This window comes from Psychromonas hadalis ATCC BAA-638 (genome assembly GCF_000420245.1).
GTDB classification, from domain to species: Bacteria; Pseudomonadota; Gammaproteobacteria; order Enterobacterales; family Psychromonadaceae; genus Psychromonas; species Psychromonas hadalis.
In genome coordinates this window covers 1-1835 of record NZ_ATUO01000303.1, presented here as the reverse complement: position 1 = coordinate 1835, position 1835 = coordinate 1, and the positions used below count along the sequence as shown (strand labels likewise).

The 1835-nt window shown below is 36.4% G+C and carries 3 protein-coding genes and 1 pseudogene; 2 read left to right on the top strand and 2 right to left on the bottom strand.

Features of this window, described 5'->3' with window-relative positions:
• Nucleotides 1-323: pseudogene (locus G322_RS21500) on the bottom strand (signal recognition particle-docking protein FtsY); the annotation flags it as partial.
• A gap of 98 nt (nt 324-421) precedes the next feature.
• On the opposite strand from G322_RS21500, the gene rsmD reads away from it, so the two are divergent.
• Nucleotides 422-1039 (top strand): 16S rRNA (guanine(966)-N(2))-methyltransferase RsmD, encoded by a 618-nt coding sequence (gene rsmD, locus G322_RS0119065; RefSeq protein ID WP_022943255.1) that lies wholly within the window; start codon nt 422-424, stop codon nt 1037-1039.
• On the top strand, nt 1036-1317 hold the full coding sequence (locus G322_RS0119060; RefSeq protein ID WP_022943254.1) for a DUF1145 domain-containing protein: 282 nt from the start codon (nt 1036-1038) through the stop codon (nt 1315-1317). Before rsmD ends, G322_RS0119060 begins: the two co-directional genes overlap by 4 nt.
• 114 nt (nt 1318-1431) lie before the next feature.
• Here G322_RS0119060 and G322_RS0119055 read toward each other — a convergent pair whose 3' ends face one another.
• Nucleotides 1432-1668, bottom strand: coding sequence for a YecH family metal-binding protein (locus G322_RS0119055; protein ID WP_022943253.1), 237 nt, complete (start codon nt 1666-1668; stop codon nt 1432-1434).
• Nucleotides 1669-1835 lie beyond the last annotated feature (167 nt).

Below are 1835 nucleotides of genomic sequence, written 5' to 3'. Positions count from 1 at the left end.
TTTTGTGCTTCGAGCTTTTGTGCTTCGAGTTTTTGCGCTTCGAGCTTTTGCGCTTCGAGTTTTTGCGCTTCGAGTTTTTCAGCTTCGAGCTTTTGCGTTTCGAGTTTTTCAGCTTCGAGCTTTTGCGTGTCTAACTTTTCAAGCTCTAATTTATCATCAACATCATCAAAAAGGATGATTTCAATATTTTTATCTTTATTATTTAAAGCTTCATTTTTTAATGACTTAAGCAATGCTGCTTTTTCATTCGCCACTTTTTCTTGTGATGTTTCTGCGACCGATTTTTTACCAAACCAGGAAAACATGCTTTTCTTCTTTGCCATTAATTAAAAACCTTACTCACAACCAACTGACCTGCTAAAATAGCAAGCCTAAAAAATTAAACTCTATGTTACCACCATATCATCGGACTAAAAATTATATGAGTCGAAATCACAACACTAAATCCAATGAAAAAAGCAGAAAACCGATCAAGGGCGGGTTTATTCGTTTAATATCAGGAAAATGGCGAGGTAAAAAGCTACCCGTTAAAGATATCGAGGGATTGCGCCCCACCACAGATCGTACTAAAGAGACGCTTTTTAACTGGTTGATGCGTGATATTAATGATGCTAATTGCTTGGATTGCTTCTGTGGCAGTGGCAGTTTAGCTTTTGAAGCTCTGTCTCGTTTTGCAAAAAACGTCACATTATTAGAAAAAGATAAAAGCGTTGTAAAACAGTTACGTGAAAACTTAACCGTTTTAAATATCAATAATGCCAATCTAATCGAAGCGGATTCGATACGTTATCTCAGTCAAGTTGCAACAGAGCAGTACAACATTGTATTTATTGACCCTCCTTTTCATAAAAACTTAGTGCAACCTTGCTGCGACGCATTACAAAACCATGGTTATTTAGCTGATAATGCGCTTATTTACATTGAACGAGAAGTTGATTTAAGCACACTTAATCTGCCAGAATCATGGCAACTATTAAAAGAGAAAAGTACCGGACAAGTTACCTACCAACTTTACCGTCAAGGACAAGCACTAACATGAGCAACAACACAAAGATGAACTACTTTATTACTTTTGCAAAAGCCCTCATGGTGCTTATTTGGTTACTGCTACTTAGCAACCTTTTTTTTCCCTTTCCGGGAAAAGCAGAGATCGTTTTTTACCTATTATTAGGCTTTATGGTGATGATGCATCTTATTCAATTATTGATGATCTATGGGGCATTTTCAGAGAAATTGAAATTAACCAAGCAAGAAGCACTACAGATATTCATTTTTGGCGTGTTTAAGTTGTGGCAGATTAAAGGACGTTTGCAGTAGGCTTTAAACATTACCACGAAGTCGCTTCGCTACACTGAGAGCACGAAGCAAGGAAAAAAACAGACTATTTTAAACTTCCTTTTACTTCGTGGTTAACTGTTTTGAACTTAAAAATCAGCAAAGATGCTCTTTTGGTAACCTTATTCCCTGCTCTGACTCAACAAACTTACCCTTTGAAGCAAGGAATACTATCAGGTCATCTGCCGTCATATCACTGCCCATGCAGGTATGAAAACGTGCATCTTCACCAAATTTAATTGCAATTTCCGCTTTTAATGCTTCTTTACTATAACTTTTTTCTGCTGTTGCCATCATCTCCATCACTTGATGACCATGAATCGATTCGCTCATGTTTTTTACCTTTTATTATTCATTTAAAGCACTATAACCAAGTGATTGACTCAAGTATTGATTTAGGACATATAATACCAATCCGCATAAGTATCTGATCTATCTTGTTGGTTAAAATAATAAATAGCGACGTTGCATTCAATCGCAATAGCTAGCTATTACTCAAT

Excerpts from the sequence above, each read along its gene's own strand:
- rsmD (WP_022943255.1), top strand. The coding sequence starts at position 422 with ATGAGTCGAAATCACAACACTAAATCCAATGAAAAAAGCAGAAAACCG.
- G322_RS0119060 (WP_022943254.1), top strand. The coding sequence starts at position 1,036 with ATGAGCAACAACACAAAGATGAACTACTTTATTACTTTTGCAAAAGCC.
- G322_RS0119055 (WP_022943253.1), bottom strand. The coding sequence starts at position 1,668 with ATGAGCGAATCGATTCATGGTCATCAAGTGATGGAGATGATGGCAACA.